Raw genomic sequence first — 23,526 nt, forward strand, 5'->3', positions numbered from 1 at the left:
GGCTATTCAGGAGACCGCGGCCCAGATCGACCTCGCCGAGATCGAACGTGCCGCCGACGCCGTCGCCAGTGCCGGGCGCGTCGAGGTCTACGGCATCGGGGGCAGCGCGCTGGTCGCCGATTCGATGCAGCTGTGCCTGCATCGCATCGGTATCCCCACGTGGTCGTGGAGCGACGTGCACAACGGGCTGACCAGCGCAGCGCTGCTCGGAACCGACGACGTCGCCATCGCGGTCTCGCACTCCGGCGCCACGTACGAAACCGTCGAGATGCTCTCTGCCGCGGGCAGTCGTGGAGCCACCACCGTTGCGCTCACGAGCTTCCCCAACTCGGCGCTGGCCGAGGTCGCCGACATCGTCCTCACCACCGCCATCCACGAGACGACCTTCCGGCCCGACGCTCTGGCGGCCCGGCATCCGCAGCTCATGGTCTTGGATCTGCTATACGTTGCGGTCGCACAACGTCGCTACGACGCCACGGGCGTCGCCCTCACCTTGACCGCACAGGCGGTCAGCTCACACCGGGCGTCGGACGGAAACACGAAGGAGCATCGGTGAACGACATGAACGGCGGGGTCAGCGCGACCGCCTATCTCGAACGGGTCCGCGAGACCATCGACCGCGTGGCCGCGGCCGAATCCGCCAACGTGGCCCGTGCGGCCGACATCATCACCGACGCGCTGGGTCGCGACGGCATCGTGCAAGCCTTCGGCACCGGCCACTCGCAGGCGACCGCCATGGAGATCGCCGGACGTGCCGGCGGGCTGATCCCGACCAACCGCATCTCCTTCCGCGACCTCGTCGTCGAACACGGCGAGCCGGTGTCGATCCTGACCGACCCGCTCATCGAGCGTGACCCCGACCTCGCGCAGCGCCTCTACGACGCCGTCCCGGTGCACCCCGCGGACGTGTTCGTCATCGCGTCGAACTCCGGCATCAACGGCAGCGTCGTCGGCCTGGCCGAAGTCGCGAAGAAGCACGATCACCCCGTCATCGCCATCGTGTCCCGCCAGCACAGTGCCCAGGTGGAGTCGCGGCACCCGTCCGGGCGCAAGCTCGCCGACCTCGCCGACGTCGTGCTCGACAACGGCGGCCCGTTCGGCGACGCCGTCCTTCCCCTGCCGGGCGGCGGTGCGGCGTGCGCGGTGTCGTCCATCACCGCGGCGTTGCTCGCTCAGATGATCACGGCGGAGGTGCTGAACCGGATCATCGCGTCCGGCCAGAAGCCTCCGGTCTACCTCTCGGCGAACGTCCCCGGGGGAGACGCCCACAACGATGACCTGCTGCAGCGCTACGCAGGTCGAATCCGGCCAGGTGGTTGAGGCGGTTCTCGACCGGCCACGAGTCATCCACAAGCTTTTCAGGACGAAGGGAACGTCAGATGTCCAGCAGCATCGAACGCACCACATCGGGGATGTCCTCCACCCGCCGGACCTTCCTGCAGCGCATGGCGATCACCGGCGTCGCGGTAGGCCCCGGCGGGGCCTTCCTCGCCTCCTGCGCCACCTCCGGCGGCGGTGACGACGAAGACGACTCCGAGCCGGAACCGCAGGGCGACGTCTCCGACGACAACCCGCTGGGGATCCCGGAGGACGAGCCGTTGGAGATCTACATCTTCGACGGCGGATTCGGTGACGAGTACGCCACCGACGTTCACCAGCCGATCTTCAGCGAGAAGTGGCCGGACGTCGAGATCAACCACAACGCCGCGGTCGACATCGGCGGTGAGCTGCAGGCGCGGTTCGTCGCGGGCGACCCGCCGGACTTCGTCAACAACTCCGGCGACGGCCAGATGGACGGCGCCCAGCTGATCACCGACGGCCAGCTCTACGACCTCAGCGACCTGTTCGACGCGCCCAGCTGGGACGACCCCGAGGTCCCGGTGCGCGACACCCTGATCCCGGGCACCATCGAGATGGGCAGCCGCGACGGCACGCCGTACGTGCTGAACTACGCCTTCACCGTGTTCGGGCTCTGGTACAACAAGACGCTGCTGGACGAGAACGGCTGGACCGTGCCGACCACGTGGCAGGAGATGATGGATCTCTGTGCCGAGATCAAGTCCGCCGGGATCGCGCCATGGGTGTACCAGGGCGTCACTGCGCCGCGCTACATGAACTGGCCGTTGCTGACCATGGCGGCCAAGCTCGCCGGTCCGGAGATCCTGGTGCCAGTGGACAACCTCGAAGAGGGCGCGTGGGGCCACGAGGCGATCCGCGAGTCCGCGGCAGCGCTGCGCAGTCTGAAGGAGAACGACTACTTCCTGCCCGGCGTCGAGGGTATGGAGTTCCGGGACGCTCAGGGGCTGTGGGCACGCGGCGAGGCGGTGTTCTGCCCGTCCGGGTCATGGCTGGAGAACGAGGAAGCCGACGCGATCGCCGAGGACGAGACGTTCGAGTTGGCGATGATGCCCGAGCCGCTGCTGTCCGAGGATGCGGTCATGCCGTTGGAGACCGTCCGCGCCACAGCGGGTGAGCCGTACATCGTCCCGGCCGACGCCAAGAACCCCCGGGCCGCGATGGAGTACATGCGCGCCATGCTCTCCGTCGAAGGGGCTCGCGGGTTCTCCGAGACCGTGACCAGCCTGACGTCGGTGGCTGCGGCGAACGAGGAGGTCGAGATCTCCGCCCCGGGGCTGGCGTCGGCGCAGGAGGCGCTGAACGCCGCCGGCGAGAACGTCATCAACTGGCTGTACCCCACGTGGTACCCGACCATGGAGAACCCCGGCATCGACCAGGCCACCGGGGCGCTGCTGCGCGCGGACATCACCGTGGACGAGTGGGTTCAGCAGTGTGAAGCGGTCGCCAAGGAGATCCGCGAGGACGACTCCGTCGTGAAGCAGACTCGCGAGGCATGAGGACATGACGGCACTACGGCACGGCAAGTATCCATTCATCCTGGCTTTCCTGTTACCGCCGGTTGGGATCTATGCGCTGTACATGCTGTCGCCGTATGTGCAAGCGATCTACATCTCGTTGACCCGGTGGAGCGGCCTGTCGGCCACCCAGACGTTCATCGGGTTCGACAACTACGTCGAGATGTGGAACGACGACCAGTTACGGACCGCATTACGCAACAATCTGATCCTGCTGGTCGTCGTTCCCGTCCTGACGCTGTTCCTCGGGCTGTTCTTCGCCTCGATGCTCAACGTCGGCGGCCGGCGGAGCGGCCAGGCCGTCACCGGTGTGCGGGGATCGTCGGTCTACAAGGTCGTCTACTTCTTCCCGCAGGTTCTGCCGCATGCGATCACGGCCATCGTGTTCGCCTACGTGTTCGCGCCGTCGAATGCCGGCGGCATCCTGAACAATCTGCTCGAGGCGGTCGGGCTCGGCAGGCTGACCCAGTTGTGGATCGGTGAGCCGAAGTACCTGGTCTGGATCATCGTCGTGGTGATGACGTGGGGGTTCGTCGGCTTCTACGTCGTGTTGTTCTCCGCGGCGATGCAGTCCATCCCACGTGACATCTACGAGGCGGCGTTGCTGGACGGGTCCAGCCGCATCACCACGTTCCGGAAGGTGACGCTGCCGCTGGTGTGGGACACCGTGCAGGTCGGTTGGGTCTACATGGCCATCCAGGCGATGGACGGCTTCGCGTTCGTGCACATCATGCTCGGTGTCAACGGCGGTGTGCAGGGCGCCGGCGACGTGCTGGGAGTGGCGATCTACCGCGCGGCCTTCGCCGAGTACGACTTCGGTTACGCCGCGGCTATCGGAGTGTTGTTGTTGCTGCTGACCATGACCATCGTCGTGCTGTTCATGCGCGTGCTGCGCCGGGAGAGGGTGGAATTGGCATGACGACGACGCAAGCCGAAACCCGCGAGCCCTCCTCCGAAGCTCCCCGCAATCACCGGGTCCGCGAGCCGGGCGTCGGCATCGGCGGCAAGGCGATCGGACTGCTCAACGGCGGTTTCCTGCTGTTCTGGGCGTTGATCACCACGCTGCCGCTGCTCTGGGCGATCCTCTCGTCGTTCAAGACCAACGGCGAGTTCCGCACCAACCCCACCGGGCTGCCCTCGGGCATCGAGTGGACGAACTTCGCCCGTGCCTGGAACGCAGCCAACATCGGGCAGTACTTCATCAACAGCGTCATCGTCGTGTCGATGTCGCTGACGTTGACGATGCTGTTCGGCGCGATGGGCGCCTACGTGCTGGCGCGCTACGACTTCCCGGGCAATCGCCTGGTGTATTTCATCTTCGTCGGCGGCCTGATGTTGCCGGTGTTCCTGGCGCTGGTCCCGATGTTCTTCGTCGTACGCAACACCGGCAACATCCCCCTCATCGGCGGCCTGCTCGGGCTGAACAGCTACCTGAGTCTGGCCCTGGTGTACGTGGCCTTCTCGATGCCGTTCACCGTGTTCTTCCTGACGGCGTTCTTCCGCACCCTGCCGAACTCCGTCGCCGAGGCCGGCATCATGGACGGCTGCTCGCACTTCTCGCTGTTCTTCCGGATCATGCTGCCGATGGCCAAACCCGGCATCATCAGCCTGGCCCTGTTCAATTTCCTCGGCCACTGGAACCAGTACGTTCTGCCGCTGGTGATCATGCAGGACGGCGACAAACGGGTGCTGGCTCAAGGACTCGGAACACTCGCGGCCAACACCGGGTTCCGCGCCGACTACACGGCGCTGTTCGCGGGCCTGGTCATCGCCCTGCTGCCGGTGCTGATCGTCTACCTGCTGTTCCAGCGGCAAGTGCAAGCCGGCCTCACCGCAGGCGTGCTCAAGTAACCCGCTGCCGCCGTGTGAATGATCATGTTCACTTGGCAATTCCCTGGTTCACCAGGCGTGCACGCATGGTGGCGCGACAGGACGCCTAGTGGTGTCCGGTCGCGCACCGCGTGCGGCCTCAGTGCCGGTTGCGGCGGGCCAGCCCGAACTCTTCACGGAACCCGTTCCCGGGTGAAGCCGACGTCGTAGTCCGGGGTCGATCTCCGACCTGGCACGCCGAAAGTGACCGCGTGGCACCCTGAAAGTGACCGATCATGCCCGTTTTGCCCCTTTCGGGGAACGCTTCAGCGTGCCAGGCACACTCGCGCCGGTCGGCGGGGGCAGCGGTGAAGTGCGCCACGCCGAGTTGACCTCAATATTGGTTGAGGTCTCAGGGTTGATCCAAGCGCCGTCACACCGACGGCGCTCGCTCCGACCCTGAGAGGACGACAGATGCCTACGGATGCGGTTCTGCGACCGCCTTCGCGAGCGGGGCGCAAGGAATGGCTCGCCCTCGCCGTCCTGAGCCTTCCGGCCCTCCTCGTCGTCATGGACCTGACGGTGCTGCATCTCGCGGTGCCACACCTCAGTGCCGACCTCGGACCGACGAGCTCGCAGTTGTTGTGGATCACCGACATCTACGGTTTCCTCATCGCCGGTTTCCTCATCACGATGGGCTCGCTCGGTGACCGGATCGGCCGGCGCAAGCTCCTGCTCATCGGGGCCACCGGGTTCGCAGCGGCGTCGGTGCTGGCCGCCTACTCCACCAGTCCGGAGATGCTGATCGCCGCACGCGCAGTGATGGGCGTCGCCGGCGCCACCCTCATGCCCTCGACACTCTCGCTGATCCGCACCATGTTCGACGATCCGCGGCAGCGCACCACGGCCATCTCGGTGTGGATGATGAGCTTCATGGTCGGCGGCTCGGCCGGACCGCTGGTCGGCGGTGCGCTCCTGGAGAGCTTCTGGTGGGGCTCGGTGTTCCTGGTCGGTGTGCCGGTCATGCTGCTGCTCGTCGTCGCTGGGCCCTTCTTGCTGCCGGAGTACCGCGATCCTGCTGCCGGCCGGCTCGACCTGGCGAGTGCGTTCTTGCTGCTCGCCTCGGTTCTGCCGGTGATCTACGGCGTCAAACGCGCTGCCGAGCACGGGGTGGGGATCGTGTCGATCACCGCGGTGGCGCTCGGGACCGCCGTGGGGGTGTGGTTCGTTCGCCGCCAAGGCGTTCTCGATGATCCGCTGATCGACGTCGCGCTGTTCCGCATTCGCGCGTTCGGGGCGTCGCTCGGCGTCATGACGATCGCGACGTTCGCGATGATGGGACTCAACCTGTTCGTCATGCAGTATCTGCAGCTCGTGCACGGGCTGTCGCCGCTCGGCGCGGGCTTGTGGGTGTTGCCGATGACCGGCGGCATGATGGTCGGCATGCTGGCCGCGCCGGCGTTGACCCGTCGGGTGCGGCCGGCGTTCGTCATCGCGACCGGCATGGGCACAGCTGCCGTCGGAATCATCCTCATGACACAAGTCACCAGTAGCGACGGCTTCGCCGCACTCATCGCCGGCACGGTGCTCATGGGCGGCGGATTCGCACCGGCGGCGGCGCTGGGAACGGACCTGGTCATCAGCTCGGCACCGGCCGCACGGGCCGGTGCGGCATCGGCGGTGTCCGAGACGAGCAACGAATTCGGCGGCGCCCTGGGGCTGGCGATCCTCGGCAGTGTCGGTACCGCCGTCTACCGTGCGGGCATGGACCATGAGGTGACAGCCGGGCTGCGGCCGGCCACGGCAGCAGCGGCGCGCGACACGCTCGCCGGAGCAGGTGAGGTCGCGGCCACGTTGCCCCCAGGCCCCGGCGCGCACCTGTTGCATGTCGCACAGGCGGCCTTCGCCGACGGGCTGCGCGTGACGGCGGGCATCAGCGCGGTTCTCGTCGTCGGCGGGTCGGTCTTGGCCGCTGTGCTGCTGCGCACGGTGCGGTCTGGCCCGGCGTCCACGGCCCGGAAGGACGATCTCGCACCTGCTCCGGCGGGCGCAGCTACCCACGGAGGCAACCGATGAGCATGGAGGTCACGGCGTGGACGTCGCTGTACAACGCGATGCACGCGCAGGAGGACAAACGGCCGTTCTCCAAGGCCACGCTGCGGCGCATCATGGGATTCGCCCGTCCGCACCGGCGCCGACTGACGGTGTTCCTGGTGCTCAGCGTCATCACGGCGGTGCTTGCCGTGGCCACGCCGGTCTTGGCCGGACGGGTGGTCGACGAGATCTCCGGAGACGGTTCTGAGCGCACCGTGATCGGCCTCGCGGCGCTGATCGCGGCCATCGCGCTGGCCGAGGCAGGTGTCGGGCTGGTGCAGCGGTGGCTGTCGGCCAGCATCGGCGAGGGCCTGATCCTCGACCTACGAACTGCGGTGTTCGACCATGTCCAGCGGATGCCGGTGGCGTTCTTCACCCGCACGCGTACCGGGGCCCTGGTCAGCCGCCTCAACAACGACGTCATCGGCGCGCAGCGTGCGTTCAGCGACCTGCTGTCCGGCGTGGTGAGCAACGTCGTCATGCTGGCTCTCGCGCTCGGCGTCATGATCACCATCTCGTGGCAGATCACGGTCATCACGCTGGTCCTGTTGCCGATGTTCGTGATTCCGGCCAGGCGCATGGGCTCTCGGCTGGCCCAGCTCGAACGCGAAGCGGCCAACCACAACGCCACGATGGGCAACCAGATGACCGAGCGGTTCTCAGCGCCTGGCGCCACGCTGGTGAAGCTGTTCAGCCAGCCCGAGCGGGAGTCAGATGCCTTCGCCGGGCGAGCGCGGCGGGTGCGCGACATCGGCCTGCGCACCGCGATGGTCCAGTTCGTGTTCGTCACGGCCTTGACGCTCGTGGGTGCGTTGGCGTTGGCGTTGGTCTACGGCCTGGGCGGCTTCTACGCGTTACGCGGCCAACTCGACGCCGGCGCTGTTGTCTCGCTGGCCTTGTTGCTCACCCGGTTGTACGCCCCGCTGACGGCACTGGCCAGCGCACGAGTGGAGGTCATGAGCGCCCTGGTCAGCTTCGCCCGGGTCTTCGAGGTGCTCGATCTGCAGCCGCTCATCCAGGAAAAGCCGGGTGCTCGCGCCGTCCCCGGGGGTCCGGTGTCGGTCGAGTTCGACGGCGTCAGCTTCAGCTATCCGACGGCGGACAAGGTATCGCTGGCCTCGCTGGAGGAGGTCGCGCAGCTCGACGTACGCGGTGGCGAGCAGGTTCTGCACGACGTCTCATTCCGCGTCGAACCCGGCCAGATGGTGGCCCTCGTCGGCTCATCGGGGGCCGGAAAATCGACCATCGCGCAACTGATCCCGCGGCTGTACGACGTCGATTCCGGCGCCGTGCGCCTGTCAGGTGTCGACGTCCGCGACCTGACCACTACGTCGGTTCGCTCCACGCTGGGCTTCGTCACTCAAGACGGTCATTTGTTCCATGAGAGCGTGCGCGCCAACCTCCAGCTCGCGCGGGCCGACGCCAGCGACGCCGACATCTGGGACGCGTTGCGCCGCGCCCGGCTCGACGACCTGGTGGCCGATCTTCCGGACGGGCTCGACACGGTCGTGGGCGAGCGTGGGTATCGGCTCTCCGGCGGCGAGCGCCAGCGCCTCACGATCGCCCGGCTGCTCCTGGCGCAGCCGCAAGTCGTCATCCTCGACGAAGCAACGGCACACCTCGACTCCACATCGGAGGCGGCAGTGCAGGCTGCGCTGAGCGAGGCGCTCGTCGGGCGCACCGCTGTGGTGATCGCACACCGCCTGTCCACGATCCGGGCGGCCGACCAGATTCTGGTCATCGAGCGCGGTCACGTGGTCGAGCAAGGCACGCATGCCGAGCTGCTGACTGTTGGCGGACGCTACGCCGAGCTGTACCGGACGCAGTTCGCCGACTCCGACACCGACGGCGTAGTCAGCGACGACCTGACGAGCGGGGGAGAGGTGGCCGCTCCGGTGGCATGAAGGGACTACCTATTCGGTGTGGCCGGTCAGCCTTCTTCACCGCACAGTCAGCTCACGCTGATGCCCCGATCGGCGAGAAACTCACGGGTCCGGCCCAACGCGCGGTCGGCGGCGAAGGCGCGCCACTGATCAGCGAGATCCTCCGCATGGAGGAGATCACGAAATCGGCGGAAGGCGCCCGCGCCGTCGATCGCCCGCTCCAGCCGTTCACGCAGAGCCGTGTCGCGCTGCCTCCGGGCGAAGTCGGCCATGTCCTGCCAGCCGGCGCGGGAGCCGGTGCGCTCGATCCACAGCCACCTGTCGGGCTCGTCCTCGACGTCGATGGCGACATCCTCGCCGACCATCATCGGATCGGTGGCGCTGTCGTCGAACACATCACCCGTGCGCAGGTCCAGGTAGCCACCGGTCGACAGACTCGCGTCGCCCTCCATCGTGTTGCTGAGCATCTCGAGATCGACCGGAAGAGCCTTCCGTTTCAGCGGCTCGCGTCGAAGCTGGGCGATCAGGTCCTCCGCGAGCACCTGGTCACCCGCACCACCGCGCATTGTCAATCGATTGATGACCGACAGCGCCACCGACTGGGCCTGCTCCGGTTGCTGTTGCAACGCCATCGGTACACCGGCCCCGACCTGCTGCAGCGCATTGTCGACATCGCGGCCTGTCACCACTGCAAGGAAGCGAGCCGAATCGTCACCCGCGATGGCTTGACGCAGCTCGGACAGGTCCAGAGCGGGCACGTGATCTTGGGGAGGCCAGGCGTGCAGCAGCATCGGGTGTGGCCGGCTCGGTCTTCGTGGAGGCCGGCTCTGCCCGTCATCGGCCAGCCATCGGCGCCCATACTGGTCCGGGATGGTGCCCCATCCCCAGTACGGCAACGGCACCTTTGGGCGTATGCCCAGGACCTCCACCGGGTCGATCTTCTCCTCAGCGACGACGCACCGGTGCGTCCAGTCGTCACCGAGGTCGAATGTGAACTGGAACTCCGCACCCGGCCCCACGATGTCGTCAACCTTGGTCGATTCGATGTCCAGCGGCGCCAGGATCGGACCCCCATCAGATGCGGCCAGCTCAACTCCCGTGGCGTCGTCGGTGATCACCCGGCTGTCGACAAGGGTGAATACGGACAGGTGCGCCCGGTCCCAACGAGCGAAGGCGTCGTTGATGGCGCTCGCGAGGTCGGCGAAGGTGTGCGAGGGCCCGACCGCGAAGATTCGACCGGGCCACGGCCACAGCTCGTCGCCGCGTCCCCCGAGCAGTTCCACCGTCACTGACAACCAGGTCCGTTTCATCCGCCCAAGCATCCCAGGCGGGGAACGCGACCTCAGCGGCGACGGTAGAGATACATCGTCAGCGGCCCGAAGACCGCCGTCAGGGCCGCCGCGGCGAGCAGAACCCAGCCGATGTCACCAGCGCTGGCTGTTCCCGCCATCAGTCCACGCTCGGCGGTGACCAGGTGCGTGATCGGATTGACGTCGACGAAACTCTGCAGCCAGGACGGCATCGTCGATGGGTCGACGAAGATGTTGCTGGCGAACGTGAACGGCATGATGATCATCATGCCTACGCCCATGACGGCGTTCGGGGTACGCAGGATCAGTCCGAGAGTGGTGAAGATCCAGCCGATCCCGGAAGCGAAGACCAGCAGGATCACCACGGCACCGACGACGCCGATGACGCCTCCGTCGGGGCGGAAGCCCAGCACGAGCCCGAGCACGACGACGACGGTCGAAGCCACCGCGTAGCGCACGGCGTCGCCGAGCAGGGCGCCCACCAGGGGAGAAGGACGCCAGATCGGCAGGGACCGGAACCGGTCGAAGACGCCCTTGGAGATGTCGGTGTTGAGGGTGAACCCGGTGTAAACGGTGGTCAAGATGACCGTCTGCACGAGGATGCCCGGGAGCAGGAACTGCAGGTAGCTTTCCACCGACCCGGCCAGCGCACCGCCGAACAGGTAGGTGAACATCAGCGTGAAGATGATCGGCGTGAGGGTCACGTCGAACAGCTGCTCCGGCACATGCTTGATCTTGAGCATGGCCCGCCAGCCGAACGTGAGCGCCGTCGTCACACCGGACGGGCGCGGCGGGCGTGATCCGGCGGTCAACGTCGCGATCAGGTTCTCGTCCACCGCGGTGGCGACGCCGTTCTTTGCTGCGGTCGGCTGATGCGTACTCATGCCGCGGTCTCCTCGCCGGGTGCGTCTTCGGTTGCCTCTTCGGCCGGCCGGCCGGTCAGAGCCAGGAAGACCTCGTCGAGGCTGGGCTGGCCCAAGGAGAACTCCGCCACCTCGATGCCGGCGGCGATGAGCCCGGAGATGGCGCGCGCGACCAGGTCGGAATCCTCGACCCGGGCGGACAAGGCCACCGGATCGTGCTCGAGAAGGACCGGCACGCCGAGCGCCTTGGTCAGGTGTCGTTCGGCGTCGGGCCGCTTGACCGGATCTCGCAGGCGTACGTGGACGGCACCGGCCCCGACTGATGCCTTGAGCTCACCGCTGGTGCCTTCGGCGATGACCTTGCCGTGGTCGATCACCGCGATCCGGTCGGCCAGTTGATCGGCCTCGTCCAGGTACTGGGTGGTGAGCAACACCGTCGTTCCGCCGGACACGAGCACGCGGATGATGTCCCACACCTGGTTGCGGCTGCGCGGATCGAGGCCGGTGGTGGGTTCGTCGAGGAACAGGACCTCAGGGGTGACGACGATGCTCGCGGCGATGTCGATGCGCCGCCGCATGCCACCGGAGTATTTCTTGACCTGCCGGTCTGCTGCGTCGGCCAGCCCGAACGCGGTGAGCAGGTCGTCGGCCCGTCGACGAGCCTGGGACCTGGAGTATCCCAGTAGCCGACCCAACAGCACGAGGTTCTCGGTGCCGGTCAGGTCCTCGTCGACCGACGCGAACTGGCCGGTGAGGCTGACCAGGCTACGTACGGTGTCGGGCTCACGCTGGATGTCGTGGCCGAGGACCGTAGCTGTCCCGCCGTCGGGTTGCTGCAGGGTCGTCAGGATCCGCACTGCGGTCGTCTTACCGGCGCCGTTCGGCCCGAGGACGCCGTAAACGGTGCCGGCCGGGACGGCGAGGTCGATGCCGTCCACGGCACGGGTCGAGCCGAAATGTTTGATCAGGCCCGTTGCCTCGACCGCGAGGTCGGGAGTCGACTTCATGAACTGAGCTCCTCGGGTGTACGTGATGTGAGCACGGCCACGGACACTCAGCGACAACAATGAGGCCTGCCTGCTCCGTCCCGATGAAGACAAATTACGTTGTGCGCTGCCGCGTCGACAATCGGATTTTGCCGGCGAGTTCGGCTACCCACGCGGGCCGGCGGGCGATGGCGGCGATGAGCGGACCCCGCGACGCCGCAGGGCTTTGACGTCGCCCGCGCGTCGCGCCCTCGTCCGTTCGGCCGAGTTCCAGCGGCCGAACGGACACATTTTCTCGGCCTTGGTCTTCGCGGGCTCGGACAAGCAGCCATATCACCCGAAACGGACGGCGTTCGCGTTGCGATGCACGTGCATTAGGGACATGATCTTCCGGTAGGCATCGAAACCCTGGGGCGGGCTTCAACTGCCACTGTTCGTCGCGGCATGGCCGCAGCGAGAGAACGGGAGGACACACCGATGTTGCGCCGGGACACGGAGTATGTGTTGACCTGGAACGCGCAAAATCACAGCTGGCTGGTGCGCCCGATCGAGCGCGACGGCGACCACATCGTGCAGATCGGTCCCGGCGGTACTCAACTGGGCGACCCGGCCTGGGCGGCGAATTCTCTCGGCGGCGAGTGGCTCGACTGAGCCCCGGCAGCGCCTGCTGTTGCTAGCGCTCGACCGCCCAGGCCGGGCAACCGGTCAGTCGTGCCCGGCTGTTGCCGTCACTCTGGACGGCTCGTATTTCGCCTCCTGCGGGTCGACTTCGAGGTCCGGGTCGGTGACGAAGTCGAAGGCCTGGTCGAGATCGATGTCAACCGACGACACCGGCACCAGGCTGTTGTTGCCGAACAACGTGCTCACCCGGACCCCGACCAAGGACCCGTCGGCGCGCTCGTGCATGACGGTGAGCACGTGGTCAGCGTCGGAGCCATCCGACACCCAAGCGGTCTCGTCCGTCCCCGGAATCGCTCGTTCGGCACAGGCAGGGGTGCCGAGCTCGCAGCCGAGATGGGTGGCGAAGTCCTCCAGGGCGAACTCCTCGGAGACGTAGTCCGGCGTCGTCACCGCCACCTCGACCATGCCCAGGCCGTCCTCGCCGGGCACGACCCAGTCCAGCTTCGTGCTCACCCGCAAGCCATCCCCGGCGCCACCAGTACCGCCATTCGACGTCTCGTCAGGTAGGTGGGACCGGTCGGGGTCGAAGTGTTCCGCCGCGGTGTCGAGCAACAGCTGCCGAGTGTTCGGGGACGGAATTTCGTCGCGGTCATCGGGCGGGGAGCTCGGTGTCGCGGTGCCCGTCGGTGTGGGGGTGGGCACCGGTGCCGATGTGCTCGCGTCCGCCGGGACGCCGCCGGCGTAGCCCAGCTCCTGCTCCGGGCCGGGCCCGCCGGGCAAGGCGACGGCGACGCCGGTGGCCAGGACAGCTGTACCGGCCGCGCCGGCCGTCCAGCCGGCCAGCCGCCGAGTCCGCAGTCGTCGGTGTCCTCGGTGCAGATCGTCATCGATCATGGCCATGGGCGGCTCCGGTCCCAGATCGAGCCGTTCGAACATGCGCTTGATGTCGTCGTCGTTCATGACCCTCGCCTCTCACTCGTCACGTCCTCAGGTGACAGGGCCGCGCGCAGGCGGGTGATGGCCCGGGCGGTCTGGCTCTTCACGGTCCCCACCGAGCAGCCGAGGTCATTGGCTGTCTCCTCCACGGACAACGCGCACCAGTAGCGCAGCACCAAGGTGGCGCGCTGTCGGTACGGCAATGTCTGCAACGCCGCAAGGAGGGCGTCGTTGTCCTCCCACGACAACGTTTCGGGCACCGGCTCGTCGACGCCGTCGAGTCCGGGCTTCTCCCGGCGCCACGGACGCCGCTTCTCGTCCAGATGAGACCGGACGATGATGCGGCGTACGTAGGCGTCCTCGGCCCCCTCGGTGTGGATACGTGGCCAGGCGGTGTACAGCTTGACCAGCGCCGTTTGCACCAAGTCTTCCGCGCTGTGCCAATCGCCGCACACCAGGTACGCCGCGCGGCGCAGGTACGGCCGCCGTGCGTTCACGTAGGCGGCGAATTCCTCGTCGCGCGCGTGCGCCGAGTACGCAACCCCATCAACTCCGGCCCCTGTCGAGAACGTGTGACCCTGTCATGGTCAAGACGCAACGAGTCAGCGATGCGTTGTCAGGCCGACCGGGAATTCTTCACGCTCCGGGATGGACCAATCCGGTCTGGTAGGCGATGACGACCAGCTGCGCCCGGTCGCGGGCTCCCAGCTTGCCCATCGCGTGGCTGACGTGGGTACGCACGGTGGCTGGGCTGAGGAAGAGTTCGCTGCCGATCTGATCGTTGTTCTTGCCCTGCCCGACGAAGGTCAGGACTTCGCGCTCACGCTGGGTCAGCACGGCCAGCCGGTCCGCTCCGGTCTGGCTGACGGTTCGGGTGGCGGTGAACTGGGCGATGAGCCGCCGGGTGATGCGAGGAGCGAGCAGCGCGTCTCCGGCGGCGACGACCCGGATCGCGTGGAGCAGCTCAGCTGGCCCTGCGTCCTTGAGGAGGAAACCGCTGGCACCGGCTTGCAGGGCTTCGAAAACATACTCGTCGGTTTCGTAGGTGGTCAGGATGAGAACGCGGACATCCTCGAGTCCGCGGGTGTTGATGATCGCCCTGGTGGCTTCGATGCCGTCCATGTGCGGCATCCGGATGTCCATGAGGACGACGTCGGGACGTCTCTCGCGGGCCTGTTCCACTGCTGCGGCGCCGGTGGCCGCTTCGCCCACGACGTCGATGTCGTCCTGGACGTCGAGCAGCACAGAGAACCCGGAGCGCACCAGGCGTTCGTCGTCGGCGAGGAGCACCTTGATCGGGCCGGTTCCGGAGGTATCCATCAGCGCACGACTCCACCTGGGGCCAGCGGCAGCCGCGCCGTGACCTCGAATCCGCCGTCGGAGCGGAAGCCCGCGGCCAGATCGCCGCCGAGGAGCCGACAGCGCTCACGCATGCCCAGGATCCCACGTCCTGCTGCCGGTACCTCGGCAGGACCAGCCGAGCCGCCGTCGCGGCCGCGGGGCCCCTCGTCGATCACGCGAACCTCCACGTCGTCGCCGTGCTGTGTCACCGAGACCGAGACGCGCGTGGGCCCGGCATGGCGGATCACGTTGGTGATCGACTCCTGCACGATCCGGTATGCCGCGCTGTCCACGGCGCTGGGTAGCGACAGCGGCGAGGTGACGTCGATGTCGATGTCCAACCCGGCTGTGCGAGCTTGGGCCCTGAGGTCGTCGATCTGGTCCAAGCCGGGGTGCGGAGTCCGGCCGTTGTCGGGGTCGCGCAAGACGCCGAGGATGGTACGCATCTCATGCAGCGCTTGGGCGCTGGTGTCTTCGATGAGCGTCAACGCCTGGCGGGCGTGCTCGGGCCGCTCGTCGATGACGTGTGCGGTGACGCCTGCCTGGACGTTGATGATGGCGACCGCATGCGCGACGGTGTCGTGGACCTCGCGGGCGATCCGGAGCCGTTCGGCGTCGACGCGGGCACGCGCTTCTTCTTCGCGGGCGCGTTCGGCCCGCTCGGTGGCTTCGGCCGCGATGACCCGCCGGGTTCGAGCGGACTCGCCGAGGGCTGCGGACATCACCGCCGCGCCGATGCGGAAGAAGACCCAGCCGATGGCGGCTTGCGGCTCGATGCCACGCGCGGCGATCAGCCACACCACGGTCAACACCACTATGCCCAGACCGGCGATGTGGATGGAACGGCGGCCGTCACCGTAGGCGGTCACGGTGTACAGCGCGACGAACAGCGCGAGCCAACCCGGGCCGTCAGGGAAGTCGAGCGTGTAGTAAACGATGCTGGCCACCGCAGCAACGACGAACACCGGTACCGGCCAGCGCCGGCGTAGGGCCAAGGCCAAGGCGGGCGCGACGAGCAGGATCAGGCCCAGCCCGCCGAAGTCGCTCAGCGGGCGCCCGTCCGGTTCGAAGTTCACGCGGGCAATGACGGCCTGGACTTGCATCACGGCGACGAACAGCGCGAGTGCCACGTCCTGTGCGAAGGCGCGCAGGCGAGACGACGTGGCCAGAGACATGCCGCTGATCCTAGAAGGATCCGGCCGCCAGCGGATCCTGCACACGGTGTGACCTTCTACGCCGAAAGGTGTGCTTCAGCCACGGCGAACTACGTACGACGACGTAGGATCGCGCGTCGGCTGGCTGACGCGGACCCAGCCAGCCCGAGGTGAGGATCGATCCGTCATTCCAACGACGGAGGGTTCCATGTCCCACGTGTCCACATCCGGCCCGGGCCGGAGCCGAGCCGATGCGCCCCGGTCAGGTCCTCCAAGCGAGCCGGGAGGCACGCCGAGCCAGCCGAGCCGGATGGCACGACTGGCCGGATTCGCCCAGCGGCATCACTGGGCGGCGCTGCTGGCCTGGGCCGTCGTCTTGGTCGGGGTGTCCGTAGCGGCGCAAGCCATCGGCGACGACTACGCCAACGGCAGCGACGTCGGCCTGCCGGGCACCCAGTCACAGGAACTGGCCGACCTGCTCGACCAGCACGCACCCGGGCTCACCGGCGACCGCGCCACCGTGGTGCTGCACGACGAGCGGGGTTGGAACGCCGAAGTCGACCTCGAGGCGCTGACCGGGGAGCTGAGTGCCCTCGATCATGTCGACTCGGTCACCGGACCGGATGCTCGGGACGGCTCGGTATCGCCCGACGGCACACTCGCGCTGGTCGACGTAGGGCTCGCAGGCACACCGGCCGGTGCTCCGGGCGAGACCTACGCCGACATCGTCGAGATCGCCGAAGCGCATGCCACCAACGACGTGCAGGTCGAAGTCGCGGGCCGGGGCATCCGGCAGATCCAGCAGAGCGACGGAATGGGGGCCGAAGCAGCGGGGCTGCTGGCGGCGCTGGTGATCCTGATCTTCATGTTCGGCTCGTTCCTCGCGGCGAGCCTTCCATTGATCACCGCGCTGTTCGCTGTCGGAACCACCGTCGGACTGGTCGCCCTACTGTCGCGGTTGATCGCCATCCCTGACTACACCACGGCGTTGCTGGTGTTGCTCGGGCTCGGTGTCGGTATCGACTACGCGCTGCTCGTGTTCAGCCGCTACCGCAGCGAATTGCTTCGGGGAGCCGACCGGGTCACGGCCACGACGATCGCGCTCGACACGGCCGGACGTTCGGTGCTGTTCGCCGCCGCCAGCGTGATCATCGCCCTGGCCGGTTTGTTCACGCTCGGCATCGCCGCCTTCCAGGGCACGGTGACGGCCGTGGCTCTCACCGTGTTGGTGACCATGGTCGCCTCGCTGACCCTGCTGCCGTCGCTCCTCACCCTCTTCGGACCGCGGATCGAGAAGCGAGTGCGCGCCCGCGCGGCGAGAACCGGGCGCCAGCCGGGCCAGCGCTGGCGCAGGTGGGCCGGGCTGGTGCAGCGGGCGCCCTGGCCGGCGCTGGTCGCCTCGGTGATCGGACTCGGTGTGCTGGCCGCTCCGGCACTGGACATGCACCTCGGATTCAACGATGCCCGCAACGACGCCGAAGGCACGACGACGCGAGCGGCGTATGACCTGATCAGCGAGAAAATCGGACCCGGCGCGAACGGTCCGCTCGTCGTCGTCACCGAAGGCACCCGCGAACAGGCACAGGCCACCCAGGCGCAGCTGAGGCAGACCTCCGGCATCGTGCCCGACCGGGTCAGCCCGCCGATTCCGCTCGCCGACGACACCTACTTGATCCAGGCCGACCCGACGACGGGACCTCAGACCGAGGCCACCGCGGACCTGGTCACCGACCTGCGCGCCGACCTGGGTGAAGCGCACATCGTGGGCGGCGCGACCGCGGCGAACGTCGACTACGCCGAGGCGATCTCGAATCGCTTCTGGCTGTTCGTCAGTGTGGTGGTCGGACTGTCCGGGTTGCTGTTGATGAGCGTGTTCCGGTCCGTGGCGATCGCGGTGAAGGCGGCGGTGCTCAACGTCTTGTCGATCGGCGCTGCCCTCGGCGCGATGACCCTCGTGTACCAGGACGGTTGGCTCTGGGGCGACCCCGGCCCGATCGAGGCGTTCGTTCCGGTCTTCATCTTCGCGATCGTGTTCGGCCTGTCGATGGATTACGAAGTCTTCCTGTTGTCGCGGATGCGGGAGGAATGGATCAAGACCGGTGACGCGCGGCGCGCGGTCCGCGAAGGCCTCGCTCACACCGGCGGAGTGATCACCGCGGCCGCTGCGGTCATGGTGGTGGTGTTCGGATCGTTCGCCTTGTTCCCCGATCGGATGCTCGCCCAGACCGGCTTCACGATGGCCGTCGCGGTCCTGCTGGATGCCGTCGTGATCCGCTGCCTCGTCGTACCTGCCGTCATGCGCATCCTCGGCGCGAAGGCGTGGTGGCTGCCGCGCATGTTGGAGTCACGGATCCCGCACCTTCATGTCGAAGGGCGCCGCGACACCATCTCACCGGTCGCTGACGTGGCCGACTCGGTCCCGGCCGGCTGACGTGGCAGGCCGGCACCCTCGAGGCCGAGTCCAGCGCCACTCAACTGCGCAGCTGCGTGTTGAGCCGGGCAGCCTGTCGGGTGAGATGGTCACGTTCAGCGACGCTGGACGCGGAATCGGCCGCGTGGGCGTAGAGCCGGGCCGCGGTCTCCGGGTCACCGGAGCGCTCGTGCAGGTAGGCCGCGACGGCGGTGTAGCGCGGCAGGGCGGGGTCGAGCTCGGCCAGGGCGGCCAGCCCGGCTTGGGGACCGTCGGCCTCGCCGACCGCCACCGCCCGGTTGAGGCGAGCCACCGGGCTGTCGGTGAGACGTACCAGCTCGTCGTACCACTCCACGATCTGCACCCAGTCCGTCTCGTCGGCGCTGGGCGCATCAGCGTGCAGCGCGGCGATCGCGGCTTGGGCCTGGAATTCGCCCAGGTTGTCGCTGGCGAGGGCGGCCTGCAGGATGTCGACGCCTTCGGCGATCAGGCGGGTGTCCCACCTGCTGCGATCTTGCTCGGCCAGCGGTACGAGGCTCCCGTCTGGGCGGATGCGGGCCGGGCGCCGCGCGTGATGGAGGAGCATCAGCGCGAGCAGGCCCGCGACCTCCTCGTGCGGGGTCTTGCGGGCCAGTTGGCGCGTCAGCCGGATGGCTTCGGCGGCGAGGTCCACTTCGCCGGAGTACCCCTCGTTGAAGATGAGGTACAGCACCCGCACCACGGTGCCGACGTCACCGGGCTCGGTGAAGCGGACACCCGTGACGGTGCGTTTGGCCCGGCTGATCCGTTGCGCCATCGTCGTCTCGGGCACCAGGTAGGCCTGTGCGATCTGGCGGGTGGTCAAGCCGCCGACGGCGCGCAGCGTCAAGGCCACCGCCGAGGCCGGCGTCAGGGACGGGTGGGCGCACAGGAAGTACAGCTGCAACGTGTCGTCGACCGCTACGCCCGCGCCGGGCGGGGGCTCGGCCTCGACGCGTTCCTCGCGGTGCCGCCGAGAGGTCTCCGCCCGCGTAGCGTCGAGGAACTTGCGCCAGGCGACGGTGACCAGCCAGCCCTTCGGGTCACGCGGCGGATCCTGCGGCCACGCGCGCACCGCTTCGACCAGTGCCTCCTGGACGGCGTCCTCGGCCGCCGCGAAGTCGGCTCCGCGGCGGCCGAGGATCCCGATCACGGTGGGGGTGAGGGTGCGCAGCAGGGCCTCGTCCACCTGATCACTCCGTGATGGTCGGGGGCTGGCTCATGAACGGGCGCAGCTCGAGCCACTCGCCGAGGGGCTTGCCACCTGCGGCGGGAGCAGCGGACAACTCGCTGGCCAGTTCCAGGGCACGCTCGTAGGACTCGACGTCGATCACCATCCAACCGGCGATCAGGTCTTTCGTCTCGGCGAACGGGCCGTCGGTGACCGGCGGGCGACCCTCTCCGTCGTAGCGGACGAACGTGCCCTCGGGCGAGAGCGCCTGGGAGTCGACATATTCCCCGGTGGTCTGGAGCCGATCGGCGAAATCCTGCATGAACTGCATGTGGGCCGAGACCTCGTCGGGCGTCCACTGATCCATCGGCACGTCGTTGGTCGCTGCCGGCGCGCCACGGTAGTGCTTGAGCAGAAGGTACTTGGCCATGGTGTACTCCTCGGTGCGGTACGGCCCATCGTGGCCGTGTTCATGCCGGGGACGAAGCTGCCCGCCGGTTCTCGACATCGGGTCGTGAACTTTTTTCAGCCATCGGTCTCACGCCCGCGCCTGCTGCCGCTCGACGAGCTCCTCGACCGCTTTGGGCAGCGTCGACTCGAAGTCGATCAGCTTCACCCACGTGGGGGTCACGACGACACGGACCATGCCGTCGACGTACAGGTCGCGCACGGCGGCTTCCCACTCCACGCGTTGCTCCGGCGTCATCCGGTAGCTGGTGGCGGTCTTGAAGTACTCGTCCGGAATCCCGTCGACGGGGTCCAGCTCCGCCTGGCCACGAATCAGCAAGATCTTGGGCGGGTGCACCTCGGTGTCGATCGTCAACGCGACGGCCGGGTTCACCCGCAGCGCCGCCAACTTCTGCGCGTTCGGTGGGGTGCTCATGACGATTGTCGAGCCGTTCCAGGTGAACCCGATCGGAACATTGCGGGGGGTGCCGTCTTCAGCGACGTAGGCCAGGCGAGTCACGTCGCGAGCCAGCAGTTCCTGGCTGATCGGGCGGTTCAGGATTTCGGTGATCTCGGTCTGGCGCATGATGGTTCCTCCTGGCTGTCGTGCGATGCGATATGTCATCGGCGCCTCGGGGACGAAGCCGGCGCCGGATTCTCGACATCGTCACGCCGAATCTTTCGGGCGCCCCCGCCCGAGACTTTCACGTCGGCCTTACCCTGGGCCAGATGTCGTGACCCGCGGGCTGGAGTCGAAGGAGAGCGCGATCACCCAGGACACCGGCGGCCGGTACGACGCCGTCATCGTCGGCGCCGGCCACAACGGCCTGACTGCCGCGGCCTATCTCGCCCGCGCCGGTCGCACAGTACTAGTGCTCGAACGCCTGGATCACGTCGGCGGGGCAGCCGTTTCGGCGCGGCCGTTCCCCGGGGTGGATGCTCGCCTGTCGCGCTACTCCTACCTCGTCTCGCTGTTTCCCCGGCGCATCATCAACGAGCTCGACTTGCCGATCACCCTGCGTCGACGTCGCTATGCCTCGTATACACCGCTCGGAGAGTCCGGGCTGCTCGTCGACACCGGCGACCGCGAAGCGACACGCTCGTCGTTTCGCTCCGTCACCGGTGACGATGCCGATCACGCCGGCTTCGAACGGCTCGACGCGCTGTTCGGGCACGTGGCGCGAAGGGTGTTCCCGACGCTCACCGAGCCGCTTCCGTCGCGGGAGCAGGTCCGCGCGCTCGTGGGAACGACAGCGTGGGAACAGGTGTTCGAGACGCTGATCGGGCAGACGGTCCGGGACCATGTCGCCGACGACGATGTGCGCGGCGTGGTACTCACCGACGCGCTGATCGGCACCTTCGCCTCCGTGGACGAGCCATCCCTGCGGCAGAACCGGTGTCTGCTCTACCACGTGATCGGCAACGGCACGGGGGAGTGGAACGTCCCGGTGGGCGGCATGGCCACGGTCACCACCAGCCTGCGAGAGGCCGCCGAGACAGCCGGTGCACGCATCGTGACGCGCGCTGACGTGCGCGCCATCGACCCCGAGGGTGAAGTGACCTACGTCGATGACGACGGCCGCGAGCACCGCGTCGGCGCCGGACATGTGCTCGCCGGCTGCGCACCGGCCACGCTGGACCGGCTGGTCGGCGGCGAGACGGAGCCTGAACACCAGCCTGAAGGTGCCCAGCTGAAACTGAACATGGTCGTGACGCGCCTGCCCAAGCTGCGCGAGGACATCGAGCCACAGGCGGCCTTCAGTGGAACGTTCCACGTCAACGAGTCGCTGACCCAGCTGGAGGCTGCCTACGACCACGCTGCTCGCGGCGTGATCCCGCAGCTGCCGCCGGCCGAGATCTATTGCCACACGCTCACCGACCCGTCGATCCTCTCGCCCGAGCTACGTGAATCCGGCGCGCACACCCTCACCGTGTTCGGGCTGCACATGCCGGCACGGCTGTTTCGCGCCGACAACGACGCCGCCCGGACAGCCGCCGTGCGCGCCACCCTCGACTCGTTGAACTCCGTTCTGGCCGAACCGATCGAGGATTGCTTGCTCGACGATGCCGACGGGCGCCCCTGCCTCGAGGCATGTACGCCCGTCGACCTCGAGCACGACGTCGGGCTACCCGGAGGGCACATCTTCCACCGCGATCTGTCCTGGCCCTTCGCCGAGTCCGCTGCCGACGTGGGGCGCTGGGGCGTCGAAACGCGCTGGCCACGGATCCTGCTGTGCGGTGCCGGGGCTCGCCGAGGCGGAGGTGTCAGTGGCATCCCGGGCCGTGCCGCAGCGATGGCGGTGCTCGGATAGGTTCAAGGCGTGGTGCTTCGTGAGGCCGTACGGGCCGACCTTCCAGCCGTGATCGCCCTACTCGCCGACGACGAACTCGGCCGGACACGTGAGCAGGCGGTGGTCGACGACGTCTACGAACGCGCATTCGATGACATCGCTGCGGACCCGCGTAATGAATTGATCGTGGCTGACGACGACGGCGAGATCGTCGGGTGCATGCAGCTCACCTACATCCCCGGCCTGAGCCGCCACGGTGCGCAGCGTAGTCAGATCGAAGGCGTACGGGTGCGCTCGGATCGCCGGGGCGAACGCCTGGGCGAGCAAATGATCACCTGGGCCATCGATCAGGCTCGGGAGCGTGGGTGCGCATTGGTGCAGCTCACGACGGACCGCGCCCGCACCGACGCGCATCGCTTCTACGAGCGCCTCGGGTTCATCGCCAGCCATCACGGCATGAAGCTGGCGCTCTGATTCGGCAACGGCCCGCGGATCGTTGCCGAGTTGGGTGCGCTGTTCTCGGTATACCATGGCGAGATGGCTGGCGGCGGCGAACAGCATCACGACGCCGATGACGCCGACGATGTAGCGGCGGCGCGAGAGGCGGCCGCGAGGCTTCCGCGCGCCGCAAGTGCGCAGGCGTCAGGGGAGCCTGGCGCCTCCCGTAGCGAACAGATCGGATTCTTCGCACTCCTCGCCGTCACCTTCATCGGGGGCTCGGTGTGGCTGTTCGTGCAGCTGTGGCGCGAATCATGGGGATGGCTGATGATTCTCGGTGGGCTACCGGTGTACCTGGTGGCCCGGGTGCTCTTCTTCCGGCTGCGCGGCACCGAGACCGGCTCGGTCGCTGTCGACGGCGCCGGAGTGATCCACGTGATCCGTGGGCGAAGCGCGGTACGCCGATTCCAGCGGCTCTACGACGTCGGCGGCGTGCGCTGGATGCGCTACGCGGTGGTGGGCGGCTTCCTGCTCCCGATCATCGGCCTTCCCGCGCTGGCTGCGGTCGCCGTGGTGTTCGACGCGCCATGGTTGTTGATGGTCTTCCTGACCACCGCGGCGTTCGCCTGCCTCGACCTGCTCCGGATCTTCGGACTGAGCATCTGGTCCCGCGACCCCGGGCACACCATGCTCGACGCGTACGTCATGCTGCCCGCACTCGCGCTGTACGCACGTCACCACGGCTATCGGGCCGCGATCTCCGGGGTGCCCGCTGACCGCTTGGCTGCGACGTTGGCCGCGAATCCCGAGGACTGGAACACTGCGCAAGAGTACGGCGACGTGGCACGGGCCATGGCGCGGATGGCCGGCGGATCCAACCC

21 protein-coding genes and 2 pseudogenes are annotated in these 23,526 nt (G+C 67.8%); 12 read left to right on the forward strand and 11 right to left on the reverse strand.

The features are described from left to right. The 7 genes from M6444_RS02020 to M6444_RS02050 form a co-directional block, all read left to right on the forward strand. A partial coding sequence (locus tag M6444_RS02020) for a MurR/RpiR family transcriptional regulator (RefSeq protein WP_298322437.1) occupies positions 1 to 556 on the forward strand: 556 nt, incomplete at its 5' end. Between the two features lie 5 nt (positions 557 to 561). Next, positions 562 to 1,320, forward strand: coding sequence for an SIS domain-containing protein (locus M6444_RS02025; protein ID WP_298322491.1), 759 nt, complete (start codon positions 562 to 564; stop codon positions 1,318 to 1,320). Positions 1,321 to 1,379: 59 nt separating this feature from the next. Continuing rightward, positions 1,380 to 2,855: an N-acetylglucosamine/diacetylchitobiose ABC transporter substrate-binding protein gene (gene ngcE, locus M6444_RS02030; protein ID WP_298322440.1), complete on the forward strand. Its 1,476-nt coding sequence runs from the start codon at positions 1,380 to 1,382 to the stop codon at positions 2,853 to 2,855. Between the two features lie 4 nt (positions 2,856 to 2,859). Next, a complete protein-coding gene (locus M6444_RS02035) occupies positions 2,860 to 3,792 on the forward strand; it encodes a sugar ABC transporter permease (protein ID WP_298322443.1) in 933 nt (310 codons plus the stop codon). Further along, positions 3,789 to 4,724, forward strand: a complete 936-nt coding sequence (locus M6444_RS02040; RefSeq protein ID WP_298322446.1) for a carbohydrate ABC transporter permease — start codon at positions 3,789 to 3,791, stop codon at positions 4,722 to 4,724. The genes M6444_RS02035 and M6444_RS02040 overlap by 4 nt, the downstream gene beginning before the upstream one ends. A gap of 432 nt (positions 4,725 to 5,156) precedes the next feature. Next, entirely contained in the window at positions 5,157 to 6,758 is a 1,602-nt protein-coding gene (locus M6444_RS02045) for an MFS transporter (RefSeq protein WP_298322450.1), read from the forward strand. Beyond that, positions 6,755 to 8,680 carry an ABC transporter ATP-binding protein gene (locus tag M6444_RS02050; RefSeq protein WP_298322453.1) on the forward strand — a complete coding sequence of 642 codons (1,926 nt, stop codon included), beginning with the start codon at positions 6,755 to 6,757 and terminating at the stop codon, positions 8,678 to 8,680. Before M6444_RS02045 ends, M6444_RS02050 begins: the two co-directional genes overlap by 4 nt. Before the next feature lie 47 nt (positions 8,681 to 8,727). On the opposite strand, the gene M6444_RS02055 is transcribed toward M6444_RS02050, so the two are convergent. From M6444_RS02055 to M6444_RS02065, 4 genes and pseudogenes are all read right to left on the reverse strand, one after another. Next, complete coding sequence (locus M6444_RS02055; protein ID WP_298322456.1) at positions 8,728 to 9,450, reverse strand: UPF0158 family protein; 723 nt, start codon at positions 9,448 to 9,450, stop codon at positions 8,728 to 8,730. A gap of 165 nt (positions 9,451 to 9,615) precedes the next feature. After that, positions 9,616 to 9,981, reverse strand: a pseudogene (locus M6444_RS22845) (hypothetical protein); the annotation flags it as partial. Positions 9,982 to 10,001: 20 nt separating this feature from the next. Next, complete coding sequence (locus M6444_RS02060; protein WP_298322459.1) at positions 10,002 to 10,853, reverse strand: ABC transporter permease; 852 nt, start codon at positions 10,851 to 10,853, stop codon at positions 10,002 to 10,004. Continuing rightward, positions 10,850 to 11,839 (reverse strand): ATP-binding cassette domain-containing protein, encoded by a 990-nt coding sequence (locus M6444_RS02065; protein WP_298322462.1) that lies wholly within the window; start codon positions 11,837 to 11,839, stop codon positions 10,850 to 10,852. The genes M6444_RS02060 and M6444_RS02065 overlap by 4 nt, the downstream gene beginning before the upstream one ends. Before the next feature lie 456 nt (positions 11,840 to 12,295). On the opposite strand from M6444_RS02065, the gene M6444_RS02070 reads away from it, so the two are divergent. After that, on the forward strand, positions 12,296 to 12,469 hold the full coding sequence (locus M6444_RS02070) for a hypothetical protein (protein WP_298322467.1): 174 nt from the start codon (positions 12,296 to 12,298) through the stop codon (positions 12,467 to 12,469). A gap of 54 nt (positions 12,470 to 12,523) precedes the next feature. Here M6444_RS02070 and M6444_RS02075 read toward each other — a convergent pair whose 3' ends face one another. From M6444_RS02075 to M6444_RS02090, 4 genes and pseudogenes are all read right to left on the reverse strand, one after another. Then, complete coding sequence (locus tag M6444_RS02075; RefSeq protein ID WP_298322470.1) at positions 12,524 to 13,399, reverse strand: hypothetical protein; 876 nt, start codon at positions 13,397 to 13,399, stop codon at positions 12,524 to 12,526. Further along, positions 13,396 to 13,890 (reverse strand): annotated as a pseudogene (locus M6444_RS02080) (SigE family RNA polymerase sigma factor); the annotation flags it as partial. The gene M6444_RS02075 and the pseudogene M6444_RS02080, both read right to left, overlap by 4 nt. Before the next feature lie 121 nt (positions 13,891 to 14,011). Then, positions 14,012 to 14,695, reverse strand: coding sequence for a response regulator transcription factor (locus tag M6444_RS02085; protein WP_298322472.1), 684 nt, complete (start codon positions 14,693 to 14,695; stop codon positions 14,012 to 14,014). Beyond that, the gene (locus tag M6444_RS02090; RefSeq protein ID WP_298322473.1) at positions 14,695 to 15,891 is read right to left on the reverse strand and encodes a histidine kinase; all 1,197 of its coding nucleotides are present in this window, start codon (positions 15,889 to 15,891) and stop codon (positions 14,695 to 14,697) included. The genes M6444_RS02085 and M6444_RS02090 overlap by 1 nt, the downstream gene beginning before the upstream one ends. Before the next feature lie 289 nt (positions 15,892 to 16,180). On the opposite strand from M6444_RS02090, the gene M6444_RS02095 reads away from it, so the two are divergent. Then, a complete protein-coding gene (locus M6444_RS02095; RefSeq protein WP_298322475.1) occupies positions 16,181 to 18,301 on the forward strand; it encodes an MMPL family transporter in 2,121 nt (706 codons plus the stop codon). 40 nt (positions 18,302 to 18,341) lie between these two features. Here M6444_RS02095 and M6444_RS02100 read toward each other — a convergent pair whose 3' ends face one another. The 3 genes from M6444_RS02100 to M6444_RS02110 all read right to left on the reverse strand — a co-directional run bounded on the left by M6444_RS02100 (position 18,342) and on the right by M6444_RS02110 (position 20,502). Next, entirely contained in the window at positions 18,342 to 19,487 is a 1,146-nt protein-coding gene (locus tag M6444_RS02100; protein ID WP_298322477.1) for a sigma-70 family RNA polymerase sigma factor, read from the reverse strand. 4 nt (positions 19,488 to 19,491) lie between these two features. Continuing rightward, the gene (locus tag M6444_RS02105) at positions 19,492 to 19,899 is read right to left on the reverse strand and encodes a YciI family protein (RefSeq protein WP_298322479.1); all 408 of its coding nucleotides are present in this window, start codon (positions 19,897 to 19,899) and stop codon (positions 19,492 to 19,494) included. Positions 19,900 to 20,007: 108 nt separating this feature from the next. After that, positions 20,008 to 20,502, reverse strand: a complete 495-nt coding sequence (locus tag M6444_RS02110; RefSeq protein WP_298322481.1) for a pyridoxamine 5'-phosphate oxidase family protein — start codon at positions 20,500 to 20,502, stop codon at positions 20,008 to 20,010. A 148-nt stretch (positions 20,503 to 20,650) separates the two neighbouring features. Between M6444_RS02110 and M6444_RS02115 the strand changes: the two genes are divergently transcribed. The 3 genes from M6444_RS02115 to M6444_RS02125 all read left to right on the forward strand — a co-directional run. Further along, positions 20,651 to 22,228: an NAD(P)/FAD-dependent oxidoreductase gene (locus tag M6444_RS02115; protein WP_298322483.1), complete on the forward strand. Its 1,578-nt coding sequence runs from the start codon at positions 20,651 to 20,653 to the stop codon at positions 22,226 to 22,228. Positions 22,229 to 22,237: 9 nt separating this feature from the next. After that, positions 22,238 to 22,681 carry a GNAT family N-acetyltransferase gene (locus M6444_RS02120; protein WP_298322486.1) on the forward strand — a complete coding sequence of 148 codons (444 nt, stop codon included), beginning with the start codon at positions 22,238 to 22,240 and terminating at the stop codon, positions 22,679 to 22,681. A gap of 63 nt (positions 22,682 to 22,744) precedes the next feature. Then, the coding region (locus tag M6444_RS02125; protein ID WP_298322488.1) for a hypothetical protein at positions 22,745 to 23,526 on the forward strand (782 nt) is incomplete at its 3' end.

The sequence above is a fragment of the Haloactinopolyspora sp. genome, from assembly GCF_027324685.1.
GTDB lineage: Bacteria > Actinomycetota > Actinomycetes > Jiangellales > Jiangellaceae > Haloactinopolyspora.

What these genes read in the sequence shown, in the direction of transcription:
- M6444_RS02025 (WP_298322491.1), top strand. Translation starts at nt 562, where the DNA reads ATGAACGGCGGGGTCAGCGCGACCGCCTATCTCGAACGGGTCCGCGAG.
- ngcE (WP_298322440.1), top strand. Translation starts at nt 1,380, where the DNA reads ATGTCCAGCAGCATCGAACGCACCACATCGGGGATGTCCTCCACCCGC.
- M6444_RS02035 (WP_298322443.1), top strand. Translation starts at nt 2,860, where the DNA reads ATGACGGCACTACGGCACGGCAAGTATCCATTCATCCTGGCTTTCCTG.
- M6444_RS02040 (WP_298322446.1), top strand. Translation starts at nt 3,789, where the DNA reads ATGACGACGACGCAAGCCGAAACCCGCGAGCCCTCCTCCGAAGCTCCC.
- M6444_RS02045 (WP_298322450.1), top strand. Translation starts at nt 5,157, where the DNA reads ATGCCTACGGATGCGGTTCTGCGACCGCCTTCGCGAGCGGGGCGCAAG.
- M6444_RS02050 (WP_298322453.1), top strand. Translation starts at nt 6,755, where the DNA reads ATGAGCATGGAGGTCACGGCGTGGACGTCGCTGTACAACGCGATGCAC.
- M6444_RS02055 (WP_298322456.1), bottom strand. Translation starts at nt 9,450, where the DNA reads ATGCTGCTGCACGCCTGGCCTCCCCAAGATCACGTGCCCGCTCTGGAC.
- M6444_RS02060 (WP_298322459.1), bottom strand. Translation starts at nt 10,853, where the DNA reads ATGAGTACGCATCAGCCGACCGCAGCAAAGAACGGCGTCGCCACCGCG.
- M6444_RS02065 (WP_298322462.1), bottom strand. Translation starts at nt 11,839, where the DNA reads ATGAAGTCGACTCCCGACCTCGCGGTCGAGGCAACGGGCCTGATCAAA.
- M6444_RS02070 (WP_298322467.1), top strand. Translation starts at nt 12,296, where the DNA reads ATGTTGCGCCGGGACACGGAGTATGTGTTGACCTGGAACGCGCAAAAT.
- M6444_RS02075 (WP_298322470.1), bottom strand. Translation starts at nt 13,399, where the DNA reads ATGAACGACGACGACATCAAGCGCATGTTCGAACGGCTCGATCTGGGA.
- M6444_RS02085 (WP_298322472.1), bottom strand. Translation starts at nt 14,695, where the DNA reads ATGGATACCTCCGGAACCGGCCCGATCAAGGTGCTCCTCGCCGACGAC.
- M6444_RS02090 (WP_298322473.1), bottom strand. Translation starts at nt 15,891, where the DNA reads ATGTCTCTGGCCACGTCGTCTCGCCTGCGCGCCTTCGCACAGGACGTG.
- M6444_RS02095 (WP_298322475.1), top strand. Translation starts at nt 16,181, where the DNA reads ATGGCACGACTGGCCGGATTCGCCCAGCGGCATCACTGGGCGGCGCTG.
- M6444_RS02105 (WP_298322479.1), bottom strand. Translation starts at nt 19,899, where the DNA reads ATGGCCAAGTACCTTCTGCTCAAGCACTACCGTGGCGCGCCGGCAGCG.
- M6444_RS02110 (WP_298322481.1), bottom strand. Translation starts at nt 20,502, where the DNA reads ATGCGCCAGACCGAGATCACCGAAATCCTGAACCGCCCGATCAGCCAG.